A 20,872-nucleotide genomic window follows, 5' to 3' on the forward strand; every position below is an offset into this window, starting at 1 on the left:
GTGTGCTCAGTTGGTGCGGGTCATGCGGCGCATCATCCGCAACAACTGAGCACACAAGATCTCGGTGCCTCAGGCGCCGGGCTTGCCGTCCTCGTCCGTCGGCCCCTCGGCGGGACCGTCGAAACCGCCGGAGAGCAGCTTCTCGATCGCGTCGTCCACTTCGGCGTCGCTCGCCTCGGCCAGCTGACGGCGGGCGCCGAAGCCCTGGGGGTCGTTGAGATCCTCCGTGGTCGGGATGAGGTCGGGGTGCTTCCACACGGCGTCGCGTCCCTCGGTCCCGCGTTCCTCCTTCAGCGCGGCCCAGAGGGCGGCGGCCTCACGGAGGCGGCGCGGCCGGAGCTCCAGGCCCACGAGCGAGGAGAACGCGTGCTCGGCGGGACCGCCCGTGGCGCGACGACGGCGGACCGTCTCCCTCAGTGCCGGGGCGGTGCTCAGCACACCCTCGAGCGCTTCCGTGGTCACTTCGTCGACCCATCCTTCGATGAGGGCGAGCGCGGTCTCCAGCTTGTCGAGCGCGGCCTGCTGGGCGGGGGTCCGTTCCGGCATGAACACGCCTTCCTGGAGCGCGGCCTGTAGGGACTCGGGGTTGGACGGGTCGACGTCCTGAGCCAGGTCCTGGATGCGCGAGACGTCGATGTGGATGCCCCGCGCGTAGTCCTCGATGGCGCCCAGGACGTAACCGCGCAGCCACGGCACGGAGGTGAAGAGGCGGGCGTGGGCGGCTTCGCGGACACCGAGGTAGATCCGGACGTCCTCGGCAGGGATCTCCAGGCCTTCGCCGAATGCCGCGATGTTCGTGGGCAGCAGGGCCATCTCGAGGTCCGCCAGCGGGATGCCGATCTCGGTGGAGCCCACCACTTCGGTGGCCAGCGACCCGATCGCCTGGCCAAGCTGCATCGCGAAGATGGCGCCGCCCATGTTCTGGAGCATGGAGCCGGCCCCGCCCATCATGCCGCCGAGGCCCTGCAGCTTGAGCTCCTCGGGCAGGTTCTGCGTCATGGCGTCGGTGAGGGCCTTGGCGACACTGTTGGCCACGGGCTCCGTCAGGCGGCGCCAGGTCGGCATGGTGGCTTCGACCCACTCGGCACGGGACCAGGCCTTGCCGATGATGTTCGGCTCGGGGAAGTCGGTGACCTTGTTGAGCCACATGTCCGCCAGGCGGAGGGTCTGATCGACGTCGCGCTGTTCGACGGAGCTGGGGGTCGGGTCGCTCGACTGAGCGGCGACGTTCCGTGCGGTGTCGTGGGCCAGTTTCCAGTTCACCGGGCCGTCGGAGCTGGACGAGAGCATCGCCTGCACCTGCTGGAACATGGAGGCCAGGAACTGGGGGTCATCCGGAAGGCCGCTGGCCTTGGCGAACTCCTGGACGTCGAAGCCCTCCGGCGCAGCACCTCCCATGAGTCGCCGCAGCATCTCCTGGAACTGGTCCTGGGGATCCTCGCCGGGGTTGTTCGTGTTGGGCTCGTTGCTCATGGTCCACCGATCTTTCCTGGGCCTTTTCCTTCACGGTACCTCCGGCCGGGTGGCCCTGTCGCCGGTGCCGATGGCGGTTTCGCTGAGGGCAAAGCACGGTCCGACGGCGGGAGACACCCAGTTTCGCCGCCTACCCTTGAGTGAGCACCGTTGATCCGGAAGGAAACCATGAGCGAGCAGTTCCCGGCGACCCCGCCGGCGCAGCCCTATTCGACGCCGGCCCCGCCGGAGGGCACGCCAGGAGGGCGGCGCCGTCGTCGTTTCCCGCTGGGCGCCGTGCTCTGGGGACTGTTCTTCGCGGTGCTCGCGTTCGGCTCTCTCGTGCCCCTCCCGTATGTGATCGAATCCCCGGGTCCGACCTACAACACGATCGGCACCGTCGAGGACAAGAAGGTCATCCAGGTCACCGGGCACGAGAGTTTCCCGGCCCAGGGCGACCTCGACCTCACCACCGTGTACGTCTCGGGCGGCCCCGGCGGCAAGGTGACGGGCTTCGAGCTGATCCAGGCGTTCCTCGATCCGTCCAAGGCGGTCTACGACGAGGCCCAGATCTTCCCCAAGGGCGTCACCAAGGAGCAGAACCAGAAGGAGAACGCCCAGGCCATGACCAGTTCCCAGGAGAACGCCACTGCGGCGGCCCTGGGTGCGCTGAAGATCCCGTTCCAGCAGAAGCTCACGGTGGGCGGCTTCACCCAGAACTCTCCGGCCGAGGGCAAGCTGAAGGACGGCGACGTCCTCCTGAGCATCGACGGGAAACCTTCCACCTCGATGACCGCCGTCCGTGACGCGCTCGCCGCGTCGAACGGCAACGAGGTGTCCGTCCAGGTGCAGCGCGGGAGTGACAAGCCGACCGTCCGCTTCGCCCCCGTGAAGGACGATGACGGCCGGTACCTCATGGGCATCGGGCTCGCCTTCTCCTTCGAGTTCCCGTTCAAGGTCCAGTACCAGCTGGACCAGGTGGGCGGTCCGAGCGCCGGCCTCATGTTCACCCTCGGTCTCATCGACACGCTGACCCCGGGCGATCTGACCGGAGGGAAGCACATCGCCGGCACGGGCACCATCACCCCGGATGGCCAGGTCGGGCCGATCGGCGGCATCGCGCAGAAGATGCACGGTGCCCACTCGGCCGGCGCGGGCCTCTTCCTGGCCCCGGCGGCCAACTGCGACGAAGTGGTCGGCCACATCCCGGACGGGCTGGAGGTCGTGAAGGTGAGCACGGTGTCGGACGCCCGCACCGCGGTGGAGACCTACGCCAAGGGCGGTGACCTCGCCGCCCTGCCGCACTGCTCGGCAGGCTGAGCCTCCGACGGCGCGTGGCCGGGTGGCGCCCGGCCCGCTCCGCGGCGTCGTGCCACGTCATCCGGCAGGCCGTGCGGGAACGGCCCGGGCGGGGCGAGGGGCGGGGGAGTTAGGCTGAAGGCGGGGAACCTCACGGCCGATCCGTTCGTGGAACAGGTGTGACGGGTCCCCCGTCCATCACCGCAGCGAAACTTCCATCGAGGTACTGAGCGTGTCAGGAACACCCCATCCCATGTCAGCCCCCGGGCCCCGCAGGCGACGCGGAGCCTTCGTGCCAACACTCATCGTGGTGGCCGCACTCGTGGCCGGCTTCGTCTTCTTCGCCAATGTCTGGACCGACGTCCTCTGGTACCAGCAGCTCGGGTTCATCGGGGTCTTCGTGACCCAGAATCTGGCGCGGATCGGAGTCTTCCTGGCCGTGTTCCTGCTCATGGGACTGGCCGTCTACTTCTCGATCCGAGTGGCCTACCGGGCCCGCCCCGTCTATGCGCCTGATCAGGCCGCACAGGACAATCTGGGCCGTTACCAGGCTCAGCTGGAGCCGGTGCGCCGGGCCGTGATGATCGGCCTTCCGGCGGTCCTCGGCCTCTTCGCGGGCACCGCGGCGATGGGGCAGTGGCCGAAGGTCCTGCTCTTCTTCAACCAGGAGTCGTTCGGCCGGACCGACCCCCAGTTCAACCTCGACCTGGGCTTCTACGTCTTCTCGCTGCCGTTCCTCGGATTCCTGCTGTCCCTGCTCATGAGCATCGTGGCCGTGGCGGGACTCGCGGGTCTGCTGACCCACTACCTCTACGGTGCGATCCGGATCCAGCCGCGCGGCGTGTTCTTCAGCCATGCCGCCCGTCTGCAGCTCGGCATCACGATCGCCGTCTTCCTCCTCCTGCTGGCCGCCAACTACTGGCTCGGCCGCTACACCACCGTGCAGAATCCCAACGTCGGACGCTGGGCCGGCGCCCTCTACACGGATGTGAACGCCGTGGTGCCCACCCGCTCGATCCTGGCGGTGGCCGCAGCGATCGTGGCCGTGCTCTTCATCGTGGCCGCGGTCATCGGCAAGTGGCGCCTGCCCGTCATCGGCACCGCCATGCTGATCATCACCTCCCTCCTCGCGGGCGGCCTGTACCCGTGGGTCATCCAGCAGTTCCAGGTCCGCCCCTCGGAGCAGACCCTGGAGAAGGAGTTCATCCAGCGGAACATCGACGCCACCCGCGCCGCGTACGGCCTCGACAAGATCGCGGTCAAGGACTACAAGGCGACCACGACGGCGGCTCAGGGCGCCCTGCGCGGTGACGCGGAGACCGCGGCCAGCATCCGTCTGCTGGACCCGAACCTGGTGTCGGCGTCGTTCGAACAGCTCGAGCAGTACCGTCCCTACTACCAGTTCCCTGAAACGCTGAACGTGGACCGCTACAAGGTCAACGGCAAGGTCCAGGACACGGTGATCGCCCTGCGCGAGCTGAACCCGGACGGCCTGAACGCGAACCAGCAGTCCTGGTACAACAAGCACATCGTCTACACGCACGGCTACGGCGTCGTGGCGGCCAAGGGCAACAAGTTCACCTCGGACGGCAAGCCGGACTTCCTGCAGGCGGGCATCCCGAGCAACGGCATGTTCGGTGACGACAGCAAGTACCAGCCGCGGATCTACTTCGGTGAGAACTCGCCGGAGTACTCGATCGTGGGCGCCCCCGACGGCTCTCCGCACCGCGAGCAGGACCGCCCGGCCAGCAAGGACAAGGGCGAAACCCAGTACACCTTCACCGGCAACGGCGGCCCGAACGTGGGCAACCCGCTGAACAAGCTGCTGTACGCGATCAAGTTCCAGTCCTCCGATCTGCTCCTTTCAGACGGCGTGAACGCCGACTCCCAGATCCTCTACGACCGGAACCCGCGCCAGCGTGTGGAGAAGGTCGCCCCGTACCTCACCATCGACGGCAACGCGTACCCGGCCGTCGTGGACGGCCGCGTGAAGTGGATCGTGGACGGATACACCACCAGCAGCGATCTGCCCTACTCCCAGTCGCAGGAGCTGGACACCGCCACCCGCGATTCGCAGACCGCTGCGGGCCGCCTCTCGGCGCTGCCCGGTGAGTCGGTGAACTACATCCGCAACTCGGTCAAGGCCACGGTGGACGCCTACGACGGTTCCGTCTCGCTGTATGCCTGGGACGATCAGGACCCGATCCTCAAGGCCTGGCAGAAGGTCTTCCCCAGCACGGTGAAGCCGCTCTCCGAGATGTCCGGCGACCTGATCAGTCACGTCCGTTACCCGGAGGACCTCTTCAAGGTCCAGCGTGAGCTGCTCGGCCGGTACCACGTGACCAACGCCGACGGCTTCTACCAGAACAACGACGCGTGGAGCGTGCCCAACGATCCGACCGTGAAGGGCAATGACGTCACCCCCGTGAAGCAGCCGCCGTACTACATGTCCCTGCAGATGCCGGGCGAGTCCAGCACGGCGTTCCGCCTCACGAGCACCTTCATCCCGCAGACCGTGGGCGGCAACGCCCGTAACGTGTTGTACGGCTTCCTGGCCGCGAACGGCGACGCCGGCGACAAGACCGGCGTCAAGGATCCGAAGTACGGCCAGCTCGAGCTCCTCAAGCTGCCCACCGACACGCTGGTGCCGGGCCCGGGTCAGGCGCAGAACAAGTTCGACTCGGATCCGAATGTCTCCCGCGAGCTGAACCTGCTGCGGCAGGGCGCCTCGTCCGTGGTGAGCGGCAACCTGCTCACGGTGCCGATGGGTGGCGGTCTGCTCTACGTGCAGCCGGTCTACCTGAAATCGACCGGCAGCACCGCGTACCCGACGCTGCAGCGCGTGCTGGTGGCGTTCGGTGACCAGGTCGGCTTCGCTCCGACGCTCGATGCGGCACTCGATCAGCTGTTCGGCGGCAACTCGGGCACCAAGGCCGGCGACGCCGCGAACAACAACGGCAACGGCGGCGGCACAGGCTCCGGCTCGTCCTCGGGCAACACCGGCGGCGGCACGGCTCCCGCACCGGGCCTGAAGGCGGCTCTGGACGATGCGAAGAAGGCGATCGACGCCGGCCAGGCGGCCCTGAAGAACGGCGACTTCGCGGCCTATGGCGAGCAGCAGAAGAAGCTGCAGGACGCGCTGAACCGGGCGCTGGCCGCCGAGGGCGCTCAGGGCGGGGCGACGCCCAGCCCGTCGCCGTCGTCGAGCCCCTCGGCCAGCCCGGGGAAGTAGCCCGGAAGCCCGCCCCGCGTCGTGTGTCGCGGCAGGTGAGGCGCTGATCACGTCACCTCGATTTGGTCTGCGGTTCATCAGCCGGTAGAGTAGTTCATGCGACGCGGGGTGGAGCAGTTCGGTAGCTCGCTGGGCTCATAACCCAGAGGTCACAGGTTCAAATCCTGTCCCCGCAACTGGCAGAAGGCCGGAACCAATGGTTCCGGCCTTCTTGTTTTCCCGGTGCTTTTCCGGGGCCCGGCGCATGAGGCGGAGATCACGCGGCCCCGAATTGGTCTGGAGGGTCTCAGCGGGTAGCGTTGAGGGTACGACGCGGGGTGGAGCAGTTCGGTAGCTCGCTGGGCTCATAACCCAGAGGTCACAGGTTCAAATCCTGTCCCCGCAACGCGCAAGGGCCGGAACCATGGGTTCCGGCCCTTTTTCATACCCTGGCACGGGTCGAGCTTGCAGTTTCTCGGGAGTCGTCGGGGCGGAACCCCGAGAAAGTGCAAGCTCGACTCCACCCGGGAGGTGGCCCGTCCGCTTGCCGTCCGGCCCGGCGCCGAGCAGGATGAGCTGATGACCACCTTGCGCCCCCACACCCTGCGCCCGATCACTCTGAACGATGCCCCCGCCGTCGCCGCCCTGCTCCAAGAGAGCCGGGAGCACCTGGCGCCGTGGGAGCCCGTGCGGCCCGAGTTCTTCTTCACGGAGGAGGGCCAGCGCGCGGAGATCCGCGGCGCGCTGGACGCGCTGGCACAGGGGAGCAGGGCGCCCTTCGTCATCGTGGACGACGACGGCGCCGTGGCCGGACGCCTGAACATCAACAACATCGTGCGGGGCGCCTTCGAATCGGGCAGCCTGGGCTACTGGGTCGCCGCCGGGCGGACCGGCCGCGGCCTGGCCGGCAGGGCCGTGGGGGAGGCCGTCGAGCACGGTTTCAGCACGCTGGGGCTCCACCGACTGGAGGCGGGCACGCTGCTGCACAATACGGCGTCCCAGCGGGTGCTCCTGAAGAACGGCTTCACCGTCTTCGGCACAGCCCCCCGGTATCTGAGGATCCAGGGCCGGTGGCAGGACCACCGGCTGTTCCAGCGGCTCAACGAGGGCTGAGGCCGGGCACCGGCCCCGCCATGCCCGGCACCGGCCCCGATGAACCCGTGCCAGGCTCTCCCGTGCCAGAAGCACCCATCGGCGGGCCGGGCCGGCACCCGGCGTCGAGAGCGAACAGAAGAGCCCCCGGACCACCAAGGGTCCGGGGGCTCTTTCACGGTAGTGCGCACCCGTTCAGGCTCCGTCAGGAGCCGGTGAGCCTCAGAGGCGGTCGAAGTCCTCTTCGTTCACGGTGCCGGCGCCGGCCAGCGGCTTGGCAGCGGCGGGAGACGCCGGCGTGCCGGAGATCGCGGCGGGGCTGCCACCGGACTTCAGGGCGGCCAGGCGGGCCTCGATCTCGGTCTGCTCACCGAGGTCCTCGAGCTGGTTGAACTGGGCGTCCAGGCTCGATGCGGCGATCTCCTGCTGGCCGAGGACCTTGGCCTCTTCGCGGCGGATCTTCTGCTCGAAGCGGCCGACCTCGCTGGTGGGATCCATGATGTCGATGCTGCGGAGCGCATCGTTGACCTGGGTCTGGGCCTGAGCGGTCTTCGCGCGTGCCACGAGTTCGTTGCGCTTGGAGGTCAGCTCGTTGAGCTTGCCGCGCATCTGGTCCAGACCGGTCTTGAGACGGTCCACCACCTCGGTCTGCGCCGCGATGTTGGGCTCGGCCGCGCGGGCCTCGTTCTCGGAGCTCATCTGACGCTGGATGGCGACCTTGGCCAGGTTGTCGAACTTCTGGGCATCGGCTGCGTTGCCGGCCGCGCGGAACTCATCGGCCTTGCGAGAGGCGGCGAGGGCCTTGTTGCCCCAGTCCTGGGCGTTGCGGACGTCCTCGGCGTGGTCCTGCTCCAGCATGCGGAGGTTGCCGATGGTCTGGGCCACGGCCGACTCCGCTTCCGCGATGTTGTTGGAGTAGTCGCGGACCATCTGGTCCAGCATCTTCTGCGGGTCTTCGGCGGAATCGAGCAGCGCGTTGATGTTCGCCTTGGCCAGCTGCGCGATGCGACCGAAAATGGACTGCTTTGCCATGGTGTTACCTTTCGTGTGGCCCGTGATGCCGAAGGCGGCCGCCGCCGGCGTGGTCATGGACTCGTGGGTGATGTGGGTCTGAAAGTGTGTGACGTCGGAAGGTCTGGTCCGGCGGGGTCAGAAGCTCGAATCGCCGCCGGAGTCGCCGCCCCAGCCGCCGGAGTCGCCCCCACCGAAGCCGCCATCCCAGCCGCCCCCGCCGGAGTCGCCTCCGCCGAAGCCACCGCCCCAGCCCCCGCCGGAGTCGTGGTGGTTGCCGCTGTTCAGGATCGAGTTGATCAGGAGACCGCCGAGGATCGCGCCTCCCAGCCCGTTGCCGTTGCCTCCGCCGAACATGCCACCGCCGCCGTAGCCGCGCTGATTCATGCCGAACTGGTCGACGTCGGACTGGGCCAGCTGGGCGGCCTGTCCGGCCAGCGCGTTGGCCTGGTTGGCGTAGTTGAGGGCCTGCACCGGATCGCTCTGGGAGATGGAGATGGCGTAGTCGAGATTGCGCTGTGCTTCCGCCAGTCGGGTGCGCGCCTCGGTTCCGACACCGCCGCGGCGGGCCGCGACGTAATCGCTCGTGGCACTGATCTGCGACTGGGCCGTGACGATGCTCTGCTGCAGCGACGCGCGCGCCCGCTGGGCCTGCTCCTGCTGATCCCGCACGCCCGTGAGGACCTGATCCAGGGCGCCCGTCGAGTTGGACAGCGCCTGCAGATCCGCGACCGGATCGAGGTGGCCGTCCTGGTAGCGGGCCTTGATCCCGGCCAGAGCGGCCTCCACGCCCGCCACGGGCCCGTTCAGCTCAGGGTGCTGACCGGTCTGGGCGTAGGCCTTCGCCTGGGCGAGGTCCTGTGCGGCCTGGGACACGGCCGCCTCCAGCGAGGTCTTGGCCTGCGCCAGGTTCTGGTCGACGGAGGAGATCGCCTCCACGAGCTTCTGCGCCTGGCCCAGGGCCCCTTCCGCGGCGCGGACCGCGACGGCGGCCTGACCGCCGTCGCCGGCTTGCAGGCGCTCCTCGGCGGTGTTGACGGCGTTGCCGACGAAGTCGAGCCGCTCCCGTGCCTGCGCGATGTTGTCCTGGACCTGGGCGAGGGCCGTCGGGGCGTAGCCCTGACGGAGACCCTCGAGCTTCTGCTCGGCGTCCTGGATGGCCTGGGTGGCCGTGCCCGCGTCGGACTTGATGCGGACCACGGCCTGCGGAGCGTTCTTCTCCAGCTCACGCAGGGAGTCGAAGGACGCCTGCTGATCCGTGAGGGACGCGATCGCCGCTTCGGAGTAGCCGATGATCTGGGTCAGCCAGGTGCGCTGCTGCTCCGGGGTGTCCGGGATATGGTCGTCCAGCTGCTGCTGGAACTTGAAGGACTCGCTGAGCTGGGCCTTGGCCTGCTGCACGGCCGCGGCGAAGTCCTTCACCGCGTCGGGGCCGAACTGCGCCTCCGCGAAGCCGAGTTCCTGCTCGCTCGTCTTGATGGCGTCGTCGGCGGCGATCAGCAGAGGCCCGCTTTCGGCCCGCAGCTGCTCGATGCTCATCCGGGCGAGGCGGTCCTGCTCCGTGGGGGCGTTCTCAATGCCGGCGGCCTGCGCGGCCTGACGCCGACGTCGGACCAGCCAGAAGGCGCCCGCGCCACCGACGACCACCACGGCGCCGCCGACGAGGAAGGGCGTGGCCCCGGGGCCGGAGAGTTCCTTGTCCGTCTGCTCGGCGACCGCGACCGCTGCCGCGGTGAAGTCCAGCTTGCCCTGGGCGAGCTGGGCCGTGGCGGCGTCGCTGATCTTGCCGCGCTGGTCATTGCTGATGGGGCTCTTCGGGCCACGGGTCAGATTGGCCTTGCCTTCGGAGGAGGCCACCACGTAGAGCAGGTCCTTGGAACCGAAGCTCTTCTTCTTGGCCACCGCGTTGGCCCAATCGGTCGGGGCCGAGGGGTTGGTGAAGGTGTCCACCACCACGACGTAGAGGTTGATCTTCTGGTCCTTGTACAGCTTGCTGATGGCGGACTGCACCTTGCCGTGGTCGAGCTTGTTGCCTGGATCCACGATGTTCTGTCCCGGACCGATGGTCACGGGGTCGGCCGCCTGCGCGGCGGTGGTGCCGAGGAGAAGTGTGGCCGAGAGGCCCAGCCCCACGGCGAGAATCGTCCTGGCCTGTTTCAACAGGGTGCGCATCCGCTACCTTTCAGCAGTCACGGGACCCGCTGAGGTAGTCGGACCCGCTGCCATGAACGTCCCCCAGCCGTACTGCTCAGCCGTTGGCCGCTGTGGCATTTCCTTGATTCTAGGCATGCCCCGAAAGGGGCGTCCATCAAAGGAACTCCGCCCGTGGCGAAAAGGTTCCCTGGCCGGTCAGCCGTGCCGTCTAGGCTTTCAGCAAACAGTCAGCCAGTGCTTTCAGTCCGCTCAGACTCCTTATGGATAGTGGAAGCCAGAAGACGAATCTGAAAGGCAGAACGATGACGGAGAACCCCAGCAACGAGCACGGCGGACCGGCTTCCCAGGAGCCTCGTCCCCAGGAACACCCGACCATGCCTCTCGAGCGCGCCACGGAGCCCACTCAGGCCCTCCCGAGCCACCCGGCCGCCTCGGGGTCTCCCTCGCAGGACCAGCCCCAGGAATCGCAGGCCCACCAGGCGCCCTACCAGCAGGGCGGCTACCAGCAGCCCCAGCCGCAGCAGCCGCCTCAGCCGGGCTACGCGCCGGCGATGGCAGGTGCGGCGGCCTCGCAGCACGGGGGAGCTCACGACGGCGGCGCACCGGCACCCGGCGCCCCGTTCTACGGCCAGCAGAGCGGCTACGCGCAGCACGCGGCCCCGGCTCAGCCCTACACCACGCCGGCCGGCCAGCCGAAGACGGCGCGGAAGATCGGCGTCGGCACGCTTGTGGCGGCGGTGCTCGCAGCAGGACTGGTCGGCGGCGCCGTCGGCGTCGGAGGCAACTCCCTGCTCAACGCGGGCCAGCCCGCAGCGGCGACCCAGTCCAACAGCAGCGGTCAGGGCGGGATCGTCATCAACAACAAGGACAGCGTCACCGCGGTCACGGCCGCCGCGGCCAAGGCCGCCCCGAGCGTCGTGACCATCGCGGCCAGTGGCGGGAGCTCCTCGGGCACCGGCTCGGGCATCGTGCTCGACGACCAGGGCCACATCCTGACCAACACCCACGTCGTGACGCTGGATGGCGCCGTCTCCAAGCCCACGGTCGAGGTCCGCACGAGTGCGGGCAAGGTCCTCAAGGCCACCGTGGTCGGCACGGACCCGCTCTCCGACCTCGCGGTCATCAAGGTTGACCCGAACGGCCTGGTCCCCGCCACGCTGGGGGATTCCGGCAAGCTCAACGTCGGAGACACGGCGGTGGCCATCGGCTCGCCGCTCGGTCTCACCAACACGGTGACGGACGGCATCGTCTCCACCCTGAACCGCACGATCTCGGTGCAGTCCTCGGCTGCCCCCTCGGACGGCAGCGACTCCGGCAAGGACGACGGCGGCTACAACTTCGCCCCGCCCTTCGGGCAGAACAAGTCCTCGTCCTCCGGCGGCTCGGTGTACCTCAATGTCATCCAGACGGATGCGGCCATCAACCCCGGCAACTCGGGCGGCGCCCTCGTCAACGGCAAGGGCGAGGTGGTCGGCGTGAACGTCGCCATCGCGACGGCGGGCAGCAGCTCCAGCGACGGCAGCGGCAGCACCGGCAACATCGGCGTCGGCTTCAGCATCCCGATCAACTACGCCAAGCGGATCGCCCAGGACATCATCAAGGACGGCAAGGCGACGCACGGCCAGTTCGGCACCACGGTGCAGAGCCAGGCCGCCGGCTCCGGCGACTCCTCGGCGTTCTCCGTGGGCGGGCTCGTCATGAGCGTCGTCCCCGGGTCCGCCGCCGACAAGGCCGGCATCCGGAAGGGCGATGTGATCACCCAGTTCGCCGGGTACACCATCTCCGACGCCAAGGAACTGACCGCGGCGGTCCGCGAGCAGCCTGCCGGCGGCAAGGCGACGGTGACCGTCGTGCGGAACGGTCAGAGCAAGCAGATCGAGGTGACCCTGGACGCCGCTAAGCAGTAGGCGCCAGGCGCGGCCTGCCCCGTGAGGCCGGGTTCCGCCGCTGGTCGTGGTGACGCACCGTGACCGGCGGCAGGACCCGGCCTCCGTCGTGTGGCAAGCTTGGAGATGCAGCCGACCGCCCGCATCGTCGCGGGCAGATGCGGCTGCCCGCCCCGCGCGGTGATTCCCGTCAGCCAGGGCCTGAACCGAGGCCTGCGTGAGAACACTATGGGAGAACCATGAAGATCGTGGTCTTGGTCAAGCACGTCCCGGACGCTCAATTCGAGCGCCATCTGTCCGGTCCGGGTCACACCGTCGACCGTTCGGAGAGCATCCTGTCCGAGCTCGATGAGTACGCTCTGGAAGCGGCTCTGCAGATCAGTGAGGCGAACGGCGGTGAGAAGGGCGGCAACACCGTGATCGCCCTGACCATGGGCGCCGACGGAGCCTCCAACTCCATCAAGAAATCCCTGCAGATCGGCGCCTCCGAGGGGTATCACCTGAGCGATCCGGCCCTGGCCGGTTCGGATGCGGCGGCCACCTCCCTCGCGCTCGCGGCAGCGATCCAGCGCATCGCCCAGGACGGTCCCGTGGACCTGGTGATCGGCGGCATGGCCTCCACGGACGGTGAGACCTCGCTGGTCCCCGCGCAGCTGGCTGACCGCCTCGGCTGGGCCTATGTCGGCCACGCCAAGTCCCTCGACGTGAACGGCGCAACGGTCGCCGCGGCCCGTGAAGTGGACGGCTTCGCCGAGACCCTCGAAGCGTCCCTGCCGGCCGTGGTGTCGGTGACGGATCAGATCAACGAGCCCCGGTACCCGAACTTCAAGGGCATCATCGCGGCCAAGCGCAAGAAAACCCACCCCCTGGCGCTGGGCGACCTGGGCCTCGACGCGGCGTCTGTCGGCGCCGCGGGATCGCTCACGGTCCTGGAGGACGCGCAGGAGCGCCCGGCCCGCACCCAGGGCACCATCATCACGGACGAGGGCGACGCCGGCATCAAGCTGGTCGAGTTCCTGGCCGCCGAGAAGCTGATCTAGCGTTACCAGGAGCGAACCATGGCACATGTCCTTGCAGTTATCACCAGCCCCGATGGCGCCCTCAAGAAGAACCAGCGCGAACTCCTCACCCTCGGCCGCGGCCTGGGTGACGTCTCCGTCGCCCTGATCGGCGACGACGCCGCAGCCACCGAAGCCGCCGCGTACGGCGCCGCGGTGACCTACACCGCCCCTGCCGCCGTGAGCACGCTCGGCGGCTCCGCGCGGGCCGCCTTCGTCGCAGAAGCCGTGTCGCGCTCCGGCGCCGATGTCGTCCTGCTCGAGAACGGCGTCGCCGCCAAGGAGCTCGCCGCGAGCCTCGGCGTGAAGCTGAACGCCGGCGTCGTGACCGATGTGGTGTCCCTCAGCGCCGACGGCGCGGCCACCAAGTCCGTCCTGGCCGGGTCCTACACCACGGTGGCCCGCGCCCGCACCGCCGTGGCCGTCTACACCGTGAAAGCGCACGCGGTCGAGCCGTCCGAGGCTCCGGTCGACGGACGGACCGAGGCGATCGACCTTCCCGAGTCCGCCTACGGCACGGCGGCCCGCATCACGTCCCGCGAGGCCAAGCCGGCCACGGGCCGTCCGGACCTGGCCGACGCACGGATCGTCGTGGCCGGCGGCCGCGGCGTGGACGGCGACTTCGGCCCCGTCGAGGAGCTCGCCGATCTGCTCGGCGCCGCCGTGGGAGCGTCCCGCGTCGCCACCGACAACGGCTGGATCGGCCACGATTCGCAGGTCGGCCAGACCGGCGTCGTGGTGTCCCCGCAGCTGTACATCTCCGCCGGCATCTCCGGCGCGATCCAGCAGAAGGCCGGCATGCAGACGGCGCAGGTGATCGTCGCGATCAACACCGACGAGGACGCACCCGTCTTCGAGATCGCCGACTTCGGCATCGTGGGCGACCTGTTCACCGTGCTGCCGCAGGCCAGCGAAGAGATCCGGCGCCGGAAGGGCTGAACCACGTGAGCATCACTCATCACCCGTCCGCTTTCACTCCGCGTGAGGGCGGGCGGGTGCTCTGTTTCACCGCGCATCCTGACGATGTGGACTTCGGCGCGGCCGGCACCATCGCCGCCTGGACCGCCGCGGGGGTGGAAGTCATCTACTGCGTCATGACTGACGGCGACGCGGGCGGCTTCGAGGCCGAGGAGGACATCGCGTCCCGCCGGGTCGAGGAACAGCGCCGCGCCGCCGCCCTGGTGGGCGTGGAGACGGTCCACTCTCTGCACGAGCGCGACGGGTACCTCGAGCCGAACCATGAGGTCATCAGCCAGGTGGTCGCGCTGATCCGGGAGTACCGGCCGGATGTGGTGCTGACCATGCACCCGGAGCGCAACTGGGAGCGTCTGCAGAAGAGCCATCCGGATCACCTGGCGGCGGGGGAGATCGTCACCCGTGCGGTGTACCCCGCGGCGGAGAACCCGTTCGCATACCCCGAGCTCGAGGCGCGCGGTCTGCGGGCGTACAAGGTCCCGCAGCTCTGGTTCATGGCGGCTCCTCAAGAACGGGAGAACCACTTCGTCGACGTCACCGGGACGGTGGAGGCCAAGCTCGCCGCCATCCACATCCACGCCTCCCAGCACCCGGATCCCGAAGCCATGGACGCCCAGGTCAGGGCTCAGTTGCGAGAGAACGGGGCGCGGACCGAGGCGGGGGAACAGGCTCTGGTCGAGTGCTTCCACGTGGTGTTCGTGAACGCGGAGTCGACGTTCGCCGGCTTCTAAAAATGTGATTTATTCCACAGCGCCATCTTGCGCGAGGAGTAGGCTGGGTCTACAGTTCTAGAGAAATTAAATAATACTTATTCCTCTGAAGGGCAGACCTCAATGGAGAAGACTGCAATCGAGCACCCGGTCCTCGTGATCATGGGTGTCTCGGGCTCCGGCAAGTCGACCGTGGGCGGATTTCTGGCCGGTGCGCTGGGGTGGGAACTCGCCGAGGGCGACGACTTCCACCCCGCGGCCAATGTGGCCAAGATGGCCTCCGGCCAGCCGCTCACCGATGAAGACCGGTGGCCGTGGCTCAACACCATCGCCGATTGGATCCGTAACCGGGACACGCTGGGTGAACCCGGCGTCGTGACGTGCTCCGCGCTCAAGAAGCGGTACCGGGACGTGCTCCGCGGCCCGAACGTCGTGTTCGTCTACCTGCACGGCGGCAAGGGACAGATCTCCGACCGCCTCCAGGCGCGCCATGGACACTTCATGCCGCCGGAGCTCCTCCAGTCCCAGTTCGAGGCTCTCGAAGAGCCCACTGAGGACGAGAACGTCCTCATCGTGGACATCGAGGGGACGCCCGCAGAGGAAGCACACCGCATCATCCAGGGTCTCGGACTGAAGGCCACCCCGTATGGAGAGGCAGAAATCGCATGAACACGACGGCGTGGACAGGGCATGACACTCAGCTCATCATCGTGGCGCTTCTCGGCATCGCCGCGATCGTCCTCCTCATCACCAAACTCAAGGTCCACCCCTTCCTGGCCCTCGTGCTGGGTTCGGCGTTCGTGGGCCTGGCCTCCGGGGTCGACTTCCCGAAGGTGATCTCCAACTTCGAAGACGGCGTGGGCGGTGTCCTCAAGGAGGTCGGCCTCCTGATCGCCCTCGGCGCCATGCTCGGCAAGCTCCTCGCCGACTCCGGTGGCGCCAACCGCGTGGTCGACACCTTGCTGGACAAGGCCAAGGGCAACAAGCTCGTCTGGATGATGACCCTGGTCGCGGTCATCATCGGTCTGCCCATGTTCTTCGAGATCGGCCTCGTGCTGCTGCTTCCCGTGATCGTGCTGGTCGCCCAGCGCTCCGGGCTCAAGCTCATGCGCGTCGCCATCCCCGCGCTGGCCGGCCTGTCCGTCCTGCACGGTCTGGTCCCGCCGCACCCGGGTCCGCTCGTGGCCATCGCCGCGCTGAAGGCCGACCTCGGCCTCACCCTGATGTTCGGTCTCGCCGTCGCCGTGCCGACGGTCATCATCTGCGGCCCGCTCCTCTCCAAGCTCGCGGCCCGCTGGGTCCCGGTCGACGCACCGGCCGTGGCCGGCGGCATCGACACCCAGTCCGGTCCGGACCTCAACGAGGTCAAGCGTGTGCCGAGCTTCGGCATCACGCTCTTCACGATCGTGTTCCCGGTCATCCTGATGCTCTTCAAGGCGATCGTGGACATCACGACGCCGGCCAAGGACCCGTCCACTCTCCGGGTCTTCGCGGACTTCATCGGCGAGCCGCTCGTGGCCATGACCCTGGCCGTCATCCTGGCCATGGTGACCTTCGGCTACGCGGTCGGCTTCAACGGCTCCACCATCACCTCCAAGCTCGGCGCAAGCCTCGGTCCGATCGCCGCGATCATCCTGATCGTCGGTGCGGGCGGCGGTTTCAAGCAGACGCTGATCGGCGCGGGCGTGGGCGACGCGGTGGCCAAGTGGGCGACCGGCGCCAACATCTCGGTGCTGGTGCTCGGCTTCCTCATCGCAGTGGCCCTGCGGCTCGCGACCGGATCCGCCACGGTGGCCACGGTCACCGCGGCCGGCATCGTGGCCCCGCTCGCCAGCGGCCTCTCCCCGGCGCACGGAGCGCTCCTGGTCCTCGCGATCGGGGCGGGTTCGCTCTTCCTCTCGCATGTCAACGACGCCGGCTTCTGGCTCGTGAAGGAACTGTTCGGCCTCACCGTGGGTCAGACGTTCAAGACCTGGTCCGTGATGGAGACCCTGATCTCCGTGGTCGGCTTCGTCTGCGTCATGCTGCTCTCCTTCGTGGTCCCGTAGCAGCGCGCTGACGACGGCGGGTGGTCACCCCTCAGGGTGACCACCCGCCGTCGTCGTTTAACCGATCGATTGCTCCGTACGATGACATTCCGGGGTCCCGGAGACCTGAAAAAGACATCCTGTGGAGCAGTCGATCAGAGGGGAGCGGGAGTCAGAGCTGGGCGCCCTGGAAGCCGTTCTGGCGCCAGGCCTCGAAGAGGACGATCGACGCCGAGTTCGCGAGATTCAGCGAGCGGCGCGAGGGCAGCATGGGGATCCGCACCCGGGACGTCACGTGGGCATCGTCCTTGACCTCGCGGGGGAGGCCGACGGACTCCGGCCCGAACATGAGCACGTCACCGGGGAGGTAGTCGACGTCGGTGTAGGAGGTCTCGCCGTCGCTCGTGAACGCGAAGACGCGGCGCGGCTTGAGAGCCTCCCACGCCGCTTCCAGGGTGGGGTGGACCGTCACGACGGCGAGATCGTGGTAGTCGAGGCCGGCGCGGCGCAGCTTGGCGTCATCGAAGTCGAATCCGAGAGGTTCCACGAGGTGGAGCTCCGCCCCGGAGATGGCCGCCAGACGAATGGCGTTGCCGGTGTTGCCAGGGATTTCGGGGGTGTAGAACAGGATGCGGAACACCCGATCATCCTATCCGGACGGAGGGGAGAGCCAGGTCAGGACGGCCCGCTCAACGGCTCGGGCTCAGTGCATTCCACGGATGAGACGGGCCAGGGACGGCACGTGCACCACGTTCGGCTGGGGGCCGTTGGCCAGGAACTCCCGCAGACCCCGGATGGTCCCGGCGGCGTTGGCCACCTCCACCCCGCCCGCGACGCCCGGCCTGCGGTCGATCACGGGTTCGTGCAGATTGTCCCCAGGGCCGAGGACCATGGTCCAGCCCGTGACGTGAAGCTCCGGGAAGAGGTCCTGGAGATGGCGCACCGAGTGCTCGAGCAGCGGGGGGAGCACCGCACGTCCGCCGTGCAGCAGGCTCTCCCCGTCCCAGGCGTAGGCGCCGTGAGGGAGCACCATGGAATCGATCAGGGCCAGGCGGTACCCGGCGAGAATCGCGTGATCGATGTGGGTTTTGCCGTCCGGGGCCTTCAGACCGTTGACAAGCCGCGCGGACGGCTGCTGCGCCACCACATGGCGCAGCAGGAGCTGCATCGTCCGCTGCTCGCGCCGGATGCGGGCCTCGGCCCCGAAGATGCCGCGCTTCCGGGGCAGGCCGTGCATCTGGAGCTTCGCGAGGTCCGCGGGAAGGAGGGCTCCTGGAAGGTCGAGCGGGGGAGCGAACACCGCGGGGTCGTAGGCCTTGGGCCGCGGACCGGAGGAGCGCGTCGTGGCATGCGAATCCATGCCCGCCTCCCACGCCGTGGAGAAGCCGTCCCGGGACGGGCTGCCCCACCCGCCCTGGCCGTCTCTCTGGCCTGCGCCTCGCCCTGAGCCGTAACTCGCGTCGTAGCGCGCCCGGGCGGTGTCATCCACCAGGACCTCATAAGCGAGGGTGACGGCGCGGAAGCGCTCGGCATCGCCGCCGTGGTCCGGATGCGTCAGGCGGGCGGCCCTGCGGTACGCGACCTTGATCTCCTGGGTGCTGGCCGTCATGGCCACGCCCAGGACCTGGTAGTGGTTCTCACCAGGTACTGTGGTCATCAGCACTGCCTCTCCTGTACGACGTCCCACGTCACCGCGGCCTTCCCGCGTGCGCCGGTGGTGGTGCAACGAATCGTTCGCCGGGCCGGTTCCTGGCGTGCACAATAAAGCGTGATCAATCGCCAGCGCCCCGTCAAACCACGGCCCCTGGACGGCGTGAGGCTCGCCGTCCTGGTCAACCCCTCGGCCGGCAGCCGGCAGGGCATGCTCCGGGCCGCTCGCGCGGTCGCGGTCCTGCAGGAGGCCGGTGCCCGGACCACGGTGCTGTCCGCCGCTGAAGCGAGCACTCTCGCCGCGATGGCCGACGACGCCGCCTCCTCCGCGGACGCGCTCGTCGCCGTGGGCGGGGACGGCATGGTCCAGGCCGGCGCCGAGGCGGCTCTCCGGTGCGGTCTGCCCCTGGGCATCATCCCGGCCGGAACCGGGAACGACGCGGCCCGCGCCCTCGGAGTGCCCCGCCGGGGTGACGCGGCGGTCCACCGCTTCGTCGCCGCCTGGGCCTCCGGTGGCAGAGCGGTGGACGTGGCCCGCGTGGATCTGCCCGACGGAGCCGTGCGGCACTACGTGACCGCGCTCGCGGCCGGCTTCGACGCCGTCGTGAACCGGCAGGCCAATGAGTGGACCCGCCCGCGGGGGACGCTGAGGTATGTGGCGGCCATCTTCCGCCGGATCGGGGGATTCCGCCCGGTGCACTACCGCTTGCGGGTGGACGGCGTGACCGAGGAGACCGACGCCGTCATCCTCACGGTGGCGAACGGCTCGTCTTTCGGCGGAGGGCTGAGGATCGCTCCCCGGGCCGTCCCGGATGACGGGATGCTGGACCTGGTCACGGTCGCACCGATCTCCCGGCTCCTCCTGGTGCTGATCTTCCCGCTCGCCTTCCTCGGCCTGCATGTGCTGCACCCGGCGGTGACGGTGCGGCGGGTGCGGGAGGTGCGCCTGGAATCCGGCGGTCCCGTGTGCCACGCGGACGGGGAAGCCCTCACCGCGCCGCCACTCTCGGTCACGGTGCTGCCCGGGGCGCTGCGCGTGCTCGTCTGACGGAGGCGCTCCGCGGTCGTCATCGCGGACTTAAACTGGTGGGGTGCCTGTCTACCTCGACCATGCCGCCACCACCTCCCTGCACCCCGCCGCGCTCGCAGCCATGACGCGCGAGCTGACGCGCACCGGAAACCCGTCCTCGCTGCACGGCGCGGGACGCCGGGCCCGGAGCGCCGTCGAAGAGGCCCGTGAGGCCATCGCCGCGGCCGGTGGCGGGCACTCCTCCGAGGTGATCTTCACCTCGGGCGGCACCGAGGCGGACAATCTGGCGGTCAAGGGGCTCTTCTGGCAGCGCCGGGCCGAGGATCCGCGCCGGGTGCGGATCCTGTGCTCGACGATCGAGCACCACGCCGTCATGGACACCGTCGAGTGGCTCGAGCGTGACGAGGGCGCCGAGGTGACCTGGCTCCCCGTGGACGGTGAGGGCCTCCTGGACCTGACAGCCCTCGAGGCGGAACTCCAGCGTGATCCGGAGTCGATCGCGCTCGTCACCGTCATGTGGGCCAACAACGAAGTGGGGACCATCCAGCCGATCCGCCGGGTGGTGGAACTCGCGGAGGCTGCCGGGGTCCCGGTGCACTCCGACGCCGTGCAGGCGTTCGGCGCGCTGCCGCTGGGATTCCGCGACTCCGGGCTGGCCGCCATGAGCGTCAGCGGCCACAAGATCGGGGGGCCAGTGGGCGTCGGGGCGCTGTTCCTGCGCCGCGACGTGAAGCTCGTCCCCGTGCAGCACGGCGGGGGACAGGAGCGCGATGTGCGGTCCGGCACGCTGGACACCGCCTCGATCGTGGGATTCGCGGCGGCAGCGACCGCCTGCGCGGAGACGCTGGACGACGAAGGGGCCAGACTCTCCGCGCTCCGCGACCGTCTCATCGAGGGCGTGCGGGCCGCCGTGCCCGAGGCCGTACTCCGCGGTGCGCCGGGTCCGGGACGCCTCCCGGCCAACGCGCACTTCACATTCCCCGGCTGTGAAGGGGATTCGCTGCTCTTCCTGCTGGACATGTCCGGGGTGGAGAGTTCCACCGGTTCGGCGTGCACCGCGGGCGTTCCGCGACCGTCCCATGTGCTGGTGGCGATGGGGCTCGACGAGGAGACGGCGCGCGGCGCCCAGCGGTTCAGCCTGGGGCACACGACGACGGACGCCGACGTCGACGCCCTGCTCAAGGCCCTGCCGGGTGCGTTCGCCCAGGCACGCAAGGCGGGCATGGCCGGTCATGAGTCGAGCATCCAGACCGCGGCGACGGTCGCGCGGGGGAGCGGAGCCTGAGCGGTCGCGGGCTTTTCCGGGAATACCGCTCA

At 68.9% G+C, this 20,872-nt stretch carries 16 protein-coding genes and 2 tRNA genes; 13 read left to right on the plus strand and 5 right to left on the minus strand.

Annotation, left to right across the window (positions count from 1 at the left end; translation table 11 throughout):
* Window positions 1-69: 69 nt before the first annotated feature.
* Complete coding sequence (locus BLV63_RS07075; RefSeq protein ID WP_066211133.1) at window positions 70-1,473, minus strand: zinc-dependent metalloprotease; 1,404 nt, start codon at window positions 1,471-1,473, stop codon at window positions 70-72.
* A 168-nt stretch (window positions 1,474-1,641) separates the two neighbouring features.
* On the opposite strand from BLV63_RS07075, the gene BLV63_RS07080 reads away from it, so the two are divergent.
* The 5 genes from BLV63_RS07080 (at window position 1,642) to BLV63_RS07100 (ending at window position 7,075) form a co-directional block, all read left to right on the plus strand.
* Window positions 1,642-2,772 carry a YlbL family protein gene (locus BLV63_RS07080; RefSeq protein ID WP_066211131.1) on the plus strand — a complete coding sequence of 377 codons (1,131 nt, stop codon included), beginning with the start codon at window positions 1,642-1,644 and terminating at the stop codon, window positions 2,770-2,772.
* A 232-nt stretch (window positions 2,773-3,004) separates the two neighbouring features.
* Window positions 3,005-5,983 (plus strand): UPF0182 family membrane protein, encoded by a 2,979-nt coding sequence (locus tag BLV63_RS07085; protein WP_082724009.1) that lies wholly within the window; start codon window positions 3,005-3,007, stop codon window positions 5,981-5,983.
* A gap of 102 nt (window positions 5,984-6,085) precedes the next feature.
* Window positions 6,086-6,159: transfer RNA gene (locus tag BLV63_RS07090), tRNA-Met, on the plus strand.
* 135 nt (window positions 6,160-6,294) lie between these two features.
* Window positions 6,295-6,368 (plus strand) — tRNA-Met (locus BLV63_RS07095).
* Between the two features lie 173 nt (window positions 6,369-6,541).
* Complete coding sequence (locus tag BLV63_RS07100) at window positions 6,542-7,075, plus strand: GNAT family N-acetyltransferase (RefSeq protein ID WP_066211975.1); 534 nt, start codon at window positions 6,542-6,544, stop codon at window positions 7,073-7,075.
* A gap of 201 nt (window positions 7,076-7,276) precedes the next feature.
* Here BLV63_RS07100 and BLV63_RS07105 read toward each other — a convergent pair whose 3' ends face one another.
* Together BLV63_RS07105 and BLV63_RS07110 are read right to left on the minus strand one after the other, a co-directional pair.
* Window positions 7,277-8,086 (minus strand): PspA/IM30 family protein, encoded by an 810-nt coding sequence (locus tag BLV63_RS07105; RefSeq protein WP_066211973.1) that lies wholly within the window; start codon window positions 8,084-8,086, stop codon window positions 7,277-7,279.
* A 117-nt stretch (window positions 8,087-8,203) separates the two neighbouring features.
* Window positions 8,204-10,237 carry a TPM domain-containing protein gene (locus tag BLV63_RS07110; RefSeq protein WP_066211127.1) on the minus strand — a complete coding sequence of 678 codons (2,034 nt, stop codon included), beginning with the start codon at window positions 10,235-10,237 and terminating at the stop codon, window positions 8,204-8,206.
* Between the two features lie 284 nt (window positions 10,238-10,521).
* Here BLV63_RS07110 and BLV63_RS07115 point away from each other — a divergent pair, with 284 nt between their 5' ends.
* The 6 genes from BLV63_RS07115 (at window position 10,522) to BLV63_RS07140 (ending at window position 16,896) form a co-directional block, all read left to right on the plus strand.
* Window positions 10,522-12,126 carry a S1C family serine protease gene (locus tag BLV63_RS07115; RefSeq protein WP_066211125.1) on the plus strand — a complete coding sequence of 535 codons (1,605 nt, stop codon included), beginning with the start codon at window positions 10,522-10,524 and terminating at the stop codon, window positions 12,124-12,126.
* A gap of 218 nt (window positions 12,127-12,344) precedes the next feature.
* Window positions 12,345-13,145 carry an electron transfer flavoprotein subunit beta/FixA family protein gene (locus BLV63_RS07120; protein ID WP_066211123.1) on the plus strand — a complete coding sequence of 267 codons (801 nt, stop codon included), beginning with the start codon at window positions 12,345-12,347 and terminating at the stop codon, window positions 13,143-13,145.
* Between the two features lie 18 nt (window positions 13,146-13,163).
* Window positions 13,164-14,102, plus strand: coding sequence for an electron transfer flavoprotein subunit alpha/FixB family protein (locus BLV63_RS07125; protein ID WP_066211122.1), 939 nt, complete (start codon window positions 13,164-13,166; stop codon window positions 14,100-14,102).
* Window positions 14,103-14,107: 5 nt separating this feature from the next.
* Window positions 14,108-14,869, plus strand: a complete 762-nt coding sequence (locus tag BLV63_RS07130; RefSeq protein ID WP_254780504.1) for a PIG-L deacetylase family protein — start codon at window positions 14,108-14,110, stop codon at window positions 14,867-14,869.
* Window positions 14,870-14,971: 102 nt separating this feature from the next.
* Entirely contained in the window at window positions 14,972-15,517 is a 546-nt protein-coding gene (locus tag BLV63_RS07135) for a gluconokinase (RefSeq protein WP_066211119.1), read from the plus strand.
* Window positions 15,514-16,896: a GntT/GntP/DsdX family permease gene (locus BLV63_RS07140; RefSeq protein WP_066211117.1), complete on the plus strand. Its 1,383-nt coding sequence runs from the start codon at window positions 15,514-15,516 to the stop codon at window positions 16,894-16,896. Before BLV63_RS07135 ends, BLV63_RS07140 begins: the two co-directional genes overlap by 4 nt.
* Window positions 16,897-17,047: 151 nt before the next feature.
* On the opposite strand, the gene BLV63_RS07145 is transcribed toward BLV63_RS07140, so the two are convergent.
* Both BLV63_RS07145 and BLV63_RS07150 read right to left on the minus strand, forming a co-directional pair.
* Window positions 17,048-17,515: a tRNA (cytidine(34)-2'-O)-methyltransferase gene (locus tag BLV63_RS07145; protein ID WP_066211116.1), complete on the minus strand. Its 468-nt coding sequence runs from the start codon at window positions 17,513-17,515 to the stop codon at window positions 17,048-17,050.
* A gap of 63 nt (window positions 17,516-17,578) precedes the next feature.
* Entirely contained in the window at window positions 17,579-18,532 is a 954-nt protein-coding gene (locus tag BLV63_RS07150; protein ID WP_066211972.1) for a J domain-containing protein, read from the minus strand.
* 111 nt (window positions 18,533-18,643) lie between these two features.
* On the opposite strand from BLV63_RS07150, the gene BLV63_RS07155 reads away from it, so the two are divergent.
* Both BLV63_RS07155 and BLV63_RS07160 read left to right on the plus strand, forming a co-directional pair.
* Window positions 18,644-19,573, plus strand: coding sequence for a diacylglycerol/lipid kinase family protein (locus BLV63_RS07155; RefSeq protein ID WP_066211115.1), 930 nt, complete (start codon window positions 18,644-18,646; stop codon window positions 19,571-19,573).
* A 43-nt stretch (window positions 19,574-19,616) separates the two neighbouring features.
* On the plus strand, window positions 19,617-20,840 hold the full coding sequence (locus BLV63_RS07160; protein WP_066211114.1) for a cysteine desulfurase family protein: 1,224 nt from the start codon (window positions 19,617-19,619) through the stop codon (window positions 20,838-20,840).
* Window positions 20,841-20,872: the final 32 nt, after the last annotated feature.

It is taken from the genome of Arthrobacter woluwensis (assembly GCF_900105345.1).
GTDB classification, from domain to species: domain Bacteria; phylum Actinomycetota; class Actinomycetes; order Actinomycetales; family Micrococcaceae; genus Arthrobacter_E; species Arthrobacter_E woluwensis.

Excerpts from the sequence above, each read along its gene's own strand:
- BLV63_RS07075 (WP_066211133.1), bottom strand. The coding sequence starts at position 1,473 with ATGAGCAACGAGCCCAACACGAACAACCCCGGCGAGGATCCCCAGGAC.
- BLV63_RS07080 (WP_066211131.1), top strand. The coding sequence starts at position 1,642 with ATGAGCGAGCAGTTCCCGGCGACCCCGCCGGCGCAGCCCTATTCGACG.
- BLV63_RS07085 (WP_082724009.1), top strand. The coding sequence starts at position 3,005 with ATGTCAGCCCCCGGGCCCCGCAGGCGACGCGGAGCCTTCGTGCCAACA.
- BLV63_RS07100 (WP_066211975.1), top strand. The coding sequence starts at position 6,542 with ATGACCACCTTGCGCCCCCACACCCTGCGCCCGATCACTCTGAACGAT.
- BLV63_RS07105 (WP_066211973.1), bottom strand. The coding sequence starts at position 8,086 with ATGGCAAAGCAGTCCATTTTCGGTCGCATCGCGCAGCTGGCCAAGGCG.
- BLV63_RS07110 (WP_066211127.1), bottom strand. The coding sequence starts at position 10,237 with ATGCGCACCCTGTTGAAACAGGCCAGGACGATTCTCGCCGTGGGGCTG.
- BLV63_RS07115 (WP_066211125.1), top strand. The coding sequence starts at position 10,522 with ATGACGGAGAACCCCAGCAACGAGCACGGCGGACCGGCTTCCCAGGAG.
- BLV63_RS07120 (WP_066211123.1), top strand. The coding sequence starts at position 12,345 with ATGAAGATCGTGGTCTTGGTCAAGCACGTCCCGGACGCTCAATTCGAG.
- BLV63_RS07125 (WP_066211122.1), top strand. The coding sequence starts at position 13,164 with ATGGCACATGTCCTTGCAGTTATCACCAGCCCCGATGGCGCCCTCAAG.
- BLV63_RS07135 (WP_066211119.1), top strand. The coding sequence starts at position 14,972 with ATGGAGAAGACTGCAATCGAGCACCCGGTCCTCGTGATCATGGGTGTC.
- BLV63_RS07140 (WP_066211117.1), top strand. The coding sequence starts at position 15,514 with ATGAACACGACGGCGTGGACAGGGCATGACACTCAGCTCATCATCGTG.
- BLV63_RS07150 (WP_066211972.1), bottom strand. The coding sequence starts at position 18,532 with ATGACCACAGTACCTGGTGAGAACCACTACCAGGTCCTGGGCGTGGCC.